Source organism: Pseudomonas sp. GW456-E7 (assembly GCF_059424105.1).
In genome coordinates this window covers 1-6,540 of the sequence record NZ_JBWKZB010000098.1, presented here as the reverse complement: position 1 = coordinate 6,540, position 6,540 = coordinate 1, and the positions used below count along the sequence as shown (strand labels likewise).

At 62.3% G+C, this 6,540-nt stretch carries 4 protein-coding genes; all 4 read left to right on the top strand.

The genetic code is table 11. The annotated features are described in order from the left end of the window. Positions 1 to 282: 282 nt before the first annotated feature. The 4 genes from AC07YV_RS29560 to AC07YV_RS29545 all read left to right on the top strand — a co-directional run bounded on the left by AC07YV_RS29560 (position 283) and on the right by AC07YV_RS29545 (position 6,349). Complete coding sequence (locus tag AC07YV_RS29560; protein ID WP_102702794.1) at positions 283 to 2,109, top strand: DUF1302 domain-containing protein; 1,827 nt, start codon at positions 283 to 285, stop codon at positions 2,107 to 2,109. Positions 2,110 to 2,120: 11 nt separating this feature from the next. After that, on the top strand, positions 2,121 to 3,458 hold the full coding sequence (locus AC07YV_RS29555) for a DUF1329 domain-containing protein (protein WP_102702795.1): 1,338 nt from the start codon (positions 2,121 to 2,123) through the stop codon (positions 3,456 to 3,458). 159 nt (positions 3,459 to 3,617) lie between these two features. Then, positions 3,618 to 4,967, top strand: coding sequence for a DUF1254 domain-containing protein (locus tag AC07YV_RS29550; protein WP_102702796.1), 1,350 nt, complete (start codon positions 3,618 to 3,620; stop codon positions 4,965 to 4,967). Beyond that, a complete protein-coding gene (locus AC07YV_RS29545; RefSeq protein ID WP_102702797.1) occupies positions 4,964 to 6,349 on the top strand; it encodes a DUF1254 domain-containing protein in 1,386 nt (461 codons plus the stop codon). Before AC07YV_RS29550 ends, AC07YV_RS29545 begins: the two co-directional genes overlap by 4 nt. Positions 6,350 to 6,540 lie beyond the last annotated feature (191 nt).

Below are 6,540 nucleotides of genomic sequence, written 5' to 3'. Positions count from 1 at the left end.
GCCGACCAATCTCTTTCGGCTAAACACACGCCCCCTGTAGGAGCTGCCGCAGGCTGCGATCTTTTGATCTTGATCTTGCGTCCCTTCGACATTGTCAAAAATCAAAATCAAAAGATCGCAGCCTGCGGCAGCTCCTACAGGGAAACGCATCAGAACCAGGCCGGCATACCACCCGCCCCGCAGATCCCCCCGATGATTATTTTTTGTCGGCCATCGCTTGCGTGTCGCGGTCGATAGTTGGGCACCGTGTCCGGGCTGAGCAAACCTGACCGGAGCCCAATAATGATAAAAAAATGCTCGGCCACAGCCGGAGTCCGCCAACGACTTCACCGGCTTGGCCATACCCGCCCGCAACCTCTTGCATTGGCGATTCTTGCCGTACTCACGGGGCCGGCCTGCGCCACCACCTTTGACCTCAACGAAGACTGGAGCCTGTCGACCAGGACCAGCCTGAGCCTGGGCAGCAGTTGGTCGACGCAAAACCCCGACAAAAGCCTGATGACCCGCGCCAATGCCTTGCAGGCCCAGGGCGTGAATGCCAATGGCAGCAGCGTCAGCGCCGATGACAACCGGCTGAACTTCGAGAAGGGGGATCCCATCTCGCAGCTGTTCAAGGGCCTCACCGATTTCAGTCTCGATGGCCAGGGCCAGGGTGCGTTCCTGCGCTTCAAATACTGGTACGACCACGCCTATGAAACCGGCAATGGCCGTTTCAAGGATTTCGACGATTCGGGCTGGGATGACCTGTCGAAGTTCAAGGGCTTCCAGGTCCTCGACGCCTACGTCTGGAAAGACTTCCAGGTGGCCGACCATCCGCTGAACGTGAAGGTCGGTAACCAGGTGTTGTCCTGGGGCGAGGCGCTGTTGATCCAGAACGGCATCAACGTGATCAACCCGCTGGACATCTCGGCGTTCAACCGTCCCGGCGTGGAAATCAAGGAAGGCCAGTTGCCGGTGGAGATGGTGTCCTTCAGCTTCGGCCTGACCGACACCACCAACCTCGAAGGTTTCTATCAGTACAACTGGCGGCCCAGTGTCCTCGACGGTTGCGGCACGTTCTTCGCCAGCAGCGACGTGATTCAGCCGGGGTGCGGGCCGCTGTACCTGAGCCAGGTGCAGACCGATGATCAGATGCAGGCCGCGGGTTTGTACGCCACCTCCCGGGGCAATGAGTCGCCGTCCGATTACGGTCAGTTCGGCTTCGCCCTGCGCCAGATGATCCCGGCGCTGAACGATGCCGAAGCCGCGATCTACTACATCAACTATCACTCGCGGTTGCCGTATTTCACCCTCAACGCCAGGAACACTTCCTTGCCCGGCACCTTTCCCGGTGGTACCCAGGCGCCGAGTTATGCGGCGGCCTTCCCGGAAAACATTCACCTGTACGGCATCAGCCTCAACGGCGTCGAACCGGTCACCGGGATTTCCCTGGCCGGTGAGCTGAGCTACCGGCCGAACATGCCACTGGCTATCAACGCACCCGACGTCAACGTCGCCGTGATTTCCGGGCCGGGGGGCAGCTCCTGGGTGCAATTGCCGGACGGCTTCAGCACCACCAATGGCAGTCAGTTCGATGCGTGGGAACGCAAGGGTGTCTGGCAGATGACCGGTTCGGCCACCCAGGCCATCGACAACGTGCTGGGCGCCACGCGCCTGAGCCTGTTCGGTGAAGCCGGGGTCGTGCACATCGACGATCTGGGCGACGAGCGCCTGGGTCGTAACGCCGCGTTCGGCCGCAGTGCTCCGCGCAACGGCACACCGTGCAACACCGTGGCCTCCGGCGTCACCAACCAGTACTGCACCGACAAAGGCTTTGCCACCGAGTGGTCGTGGGGGTATCGCCTGCGCGCCAGCCTCGAATACAGCGATGTGTTGCCGGGCATCAACCTGATTCCGGCCGTCAACTGGCGGCATGACGTCGAGGGTTATTCCTACGATCCGCAAGGGCCGTTCCAGGAAGGCCAGCAAGCGCTGGGCGTGAGCCTGACCGGCGTCTACATGAACGATTACAGCGTGGAACTGGCCTACAACGCCTTCTTCGGTTCCAACGACTACAGCACCCTCGACGACCGCGATTTCGCATCCGTCAGCTTCAAGGCAGACTTCTAAGGAGAACCGTTATGCGTATGCAATTGTGCGTGCTGGCCCTGGCCTGCACCGTCGGCCTGGCTCAGGCCAAAGGCACCGATTCGGCGGCCCTGGGCAAGACCCTGACCCCCATGGGCTCGGAAATGGCAGCCAATGCCGACGGCAGCATTCCGGCCTGGACCGGTGGCCTGGCGAGCAACGCCGGCACCGTCGACAGCAAGGGCGGCTACAGCGACCCTTATGCGGCTGAGAAGCCCTTGTTCACTGTCACGGCGAAGAATGTGGCGCAGTACGAGAAGTTTCTCAGCCCTGGGCAAATCGCGTTGTTCAAGCGTTTTCCCGACACCTACAAGATGAACATCTACCCGACCCATCGCAGCGCCAACCTGCCCAAGGATGTGCTGGCGGCAAGCCGCGACAACGTGGCCAAGACCAGCATGGCCGATGGTGGCAACGGCCTGCATGATTACGCCAGGGGCATTCCGTTTCCGCTGCCCACCGAAGGCCTGGAGGTGATGTGGAACCACATGACCCGTTATCGCGGCGGCAGTTACGAGCGCATCAGCAGCGCCGCACTGGTGCGTGAAAACGGCGCTACCAGCTACGTGCGCAACCAGTCGCTGATCAACTTCGCCGACACCGTCAGTGGCCTGGAGGCGGGCTCCAACGTGCTGTTCATGTTCAAGAGCCGGGTCCTGGAGCCGGCGCGTCTGTCCGGCGAAGCGGTGCTGGTGCATGAGCCGATCGACCAGGTCGCCGAGCCGCGTTCGGCCTGGCAATACCTGCCGGGGCAACGTCGCGTGCGCCGTGCGCCGATGATCGCCTACGACAACAGCGCCCGTTACAGCAATGGCCTGATCACCGCCGACAACGTCGATGGCTACAACGGCGCGCCGGACCGTTTCGACTGGAAACTGGTGGGCAAGCAAGAGCTGTTCATCCCTTACAACAGCTACAGGATCGGCAGTCGCGACCTCAAGTACGACGCCGTGATCAAGCCCAACCACGTCAACCAGGACCTGGCCCGCTACGAGAAGCATCGGGTGTGGGTGGTGGAGGCGACCCTCAAGCCGGGTGCCCGGCATATCTACGCCAAGCGCCGCTTCTATGTGGACGAGGACAGCTGGCAGATCGCCCAGTCGGACCAGTACGACAGCCGCGGTGAACTGTGGCGCAGCGGTGAACTGCATGCGATTCAGCAATACGACCACGGCTTCACCTACAACGTGCTGGAAACCTCCTACGACCTGATCTCCGGACGCTACTACGCCGGCGGCCTGGCCAACGAAGAGACCGAACCGATGCGCGTGGGCTTCGCCGCCAAGACCGACGACTACACCCCGTCGGACCTGCGGCGCTGGGCCAAGTAACCATTCGCCAAACCACCGCAAACCCCTTGTGGGAGCGGGCTTGCTCGCGAAAGCGGTGTGTCAGTCAACATCTATGTTAGCTGACACTCCCTCTTCGCGAGCAAGCCCGCTCCCACAGGGACTTGCGGTGAATCGTTGATTCCACAAAGGAGATCTACCGTGCGCTACTGGATATCCGCTCTTGCCCTGGGCGCAAGCCTGGGTACCGTTCACGCTGCAACCCTCGATCAACCCCAGGCGAAGGCACTGGCCCAGGAGGCCTACGTGTTCGCCTACGCCACCGTCGAGCACGACAAAGTGCTCAGCGCCATCGCTGCCAGGCTGCCGTTCAACCGGCTCTACAGCGAACCGCGCTTGCTCGGCCCGCAGGACAACAAAGTGGTGTCGCCGAACAACGACACCTTCTATTCCCGAGCCCTGCTTGATTTGCGCAGCGAACCGATGGTGCTGGACGTGCCGGCCGTGCAGGGGCGCTACTACAGCTTTCAACTGGTCGACATGCGCACCGACAACCTCGACTACATCGGCACCCGCGCCACAGGTGATAAAGCGGGGCGCTACCTGATCGCCGGGCCGGACTGGAAGGGTGAAATGCCATCAGGTTTCAGCGGTGTGATTCGCTCGCCGAGCCGCCTGGTGTTCCTGTTGGGGCGCACCGAGGTCAAGGGCGAAGCCGATCAGAAAGACGCCGCTCAAGTGCTCAAGGGCTACGCCTTGCAGCCACTGTCCACCGTGAGCGGCGGCGCGGCGCCTGAACCCTTGGCAGCGCTGCAGCTTCCAGCGTATACGGACACCAAACAGGGGCCGGCACAGGCGCTGTTCAGCACCTTCAACGCCTTGGCGCCGCTGCACCAGTGGAGCGCCAGCGAGCAGGAAAAACTGGCCCGTTTCGCCACCATCGGTGTGAAGCCGGGCGCTACCTTCCAGGCACCGGCGGATTTGCACGAAGCCGTCGCCCAGGGCGCCGAAGCCGGTCGCGAGCAAGTGCGCGCAGCGTCCAGCCAACTGTCGGTGGAACAGCAGGGCTGGTTGCCGTCGCCGTCCAACGTCGGCAAGTTCGGCGACGACGACCTGACCCGTGCCGCGGTCGCGTGGCGCTACATCTACGCCAACGATGCGGTGGAAGCGCTGTACCCGATGGCACTGCACGATGCCCAGGGGCAGATGCTCAGTGGCCAGCACGCCTATCGCCTGCATTTCCCCGCCGGGCAATTGCCGCCGGTGAATGCGTTCTGGTCGCTGACCTTGTATGACGGCAAAACCCAACTGCTCGCCGCCAACCCGATCCAGCGTTATGCCCTGGGCGACCGCAGCCCTGGTCTACAATACGATGCCGACGGCGGCTTGACCCTGACCCTGCAAGCCGATGCGCCCAAGGATGCGCCGCAGGGCAACTGGCTGCCGACGCCGCAAGGTCCGTTCAACCTGCTGTTGCGCCTGTACCTGCCCAAGGGCGGGGCACTGGACGGGAGTTATCAGTTGCCGACGATCGCGAGGATCGAATCATGAACCTGATGTTCAGTCGCCGCCGGGTGTTGGGCAGCATGGGGGTATTGGGAGGCAGCCTGATGTTTCCACGCTGGTTGCTGGCCGCTGATTCCGAAGACCTTCGGCAGATTGCCAAAGAGGCGTGGATTTACGCGTACCCCATGCTCATGCATTACCAGACCATGGAAAAACAGGCGCTCAACGCGTCTGCGCCGGAGTACGTCGGCGGCTTCAATCGCTTTCGCCATTACAGCGAGTTGTACACCCCGAACAACCGCGAAATCGTCACGCCGAACAACGACACGCCGTACTCCTGGGCCTGGCTCGACCTGCGCAGCGAGCCGCAAGTGTTGAGTGTGCCGACCGTGCCTGACGACCGCTATTACGTGCTTCAACTGGTCGACCAGTACACCCACAACTTTGCCTATGTCGGCGTGCTCAGCACCGGGCGCGAGGCGGGAAACTACCTGATCGCCGGACCCGGCTGGCAAGGACAGATACCGGACGGCGTCACGGCCGTGCTGCGCAGCGAAACCGAAATCGTCATGGTGCTTGGCAGAACGGGCCTGAAAAACGCCGGGGACCTGCCGGCGGTGCGTGCCTTGCAGCAGCAATACGGCTTGCGTTCGTTGCATGAATACATCGGCAGTGCACCGCCCGTGGCTGCGCCAGTCATTGACTGGCAACCCTGGGACAGCAAGACCGGGTTGGGGCTTGAGTTTATCCCGGTGTTGAACCAGATCCTCAGCCTGTGTCCGACGCAACCGTCCGAGCAAGCCTTGCGTGCACGCTTTGCTCGGATCGGCATCGTGCCCGGCCAGGGCTTCGACCCGGCGACGTTGCCACCAGCCACGCGCAAGGCACTGCTCGCCGGGATTCAGGACGCCCAGGCGCAACTGCAAGCCGCGGTGAGCCAGGTGCGTACCACCCTCGGCCTGTTCGGCACTCGCGAAGCGCTGGACGGCAATTACCTCAACCGCGCTGTCGCGGCGAATGTCGGCATTTACGGCAACAGTGTGGAGGAGGCCTTCTACACCGGCACTCGTGTGGATAATCAGGGGCAACCCTTGCAGGGCGGGCGAAGCTATCGCCTGCGTTTCGCACCGGGACAATTGCCGCCGGCCAGCGAGTTCTGGTCACTGACCTTGTATGACTTGCCGGACCGGCAACTGGTGGCCAACCCGATCAATCGTTACTGCCTGAGTAGCCGGGATCATATGCAGATGGACGCGGACGGTGGGTTGACGTTGATCCTGCAGAACGCCACGCCGGCTGAGCAGAGCAACTGGTTGCCGACGCCGGCGAGTGGGGCGTTCACTCTGGTCTTGCGCCTGTATGGGCCTGGGCAGCAGGTGGTCAATCAGCGCTGGCAAATGCCGGTGGTTGAGGTGGTGTCTGCCTGAGCTGCGCTCCTGCATTGGATCTGTGTCGTTTACACAGGTTGTGGACAACCTGGATCCCTGTGGGAGCGGGCTTGCCCGCGAAGGCGGCCTGTCAGGCGGTGTGGATTTTTACGGGTGTACATATCCGTTTCTTCGGTAACGGCGGCTTATGGTTTCGCCCTTACGGCGACTCCCTTTTTTACAAGCGCCTA

Bases quoted from the DNA above. Each gene is read 5' to 3' on its own strand.
- AC07YV_RS29545 (WP_102702797.1), top strand. From the start codon at position 4,964: ATGAACCTGATGTTCAGTCGCCGCCGGGTGTTGGGCAGCATGGGGGTA.
- AC07YV_RS29560 (WP_102702794.1), top strand. From the start codon at position 283: ATGATAAAAAAATGCTCGGCCACAGCCGGAGTCCGCCAACGACTTCAC.
- AC07YV_RS29555 (WP_102702795.1), top strand. From the start codon at position 2,121: ATGCGTATGCAATTGTGCGTGCTGGCCCTGGCCTGCACCGTCGGCCTG.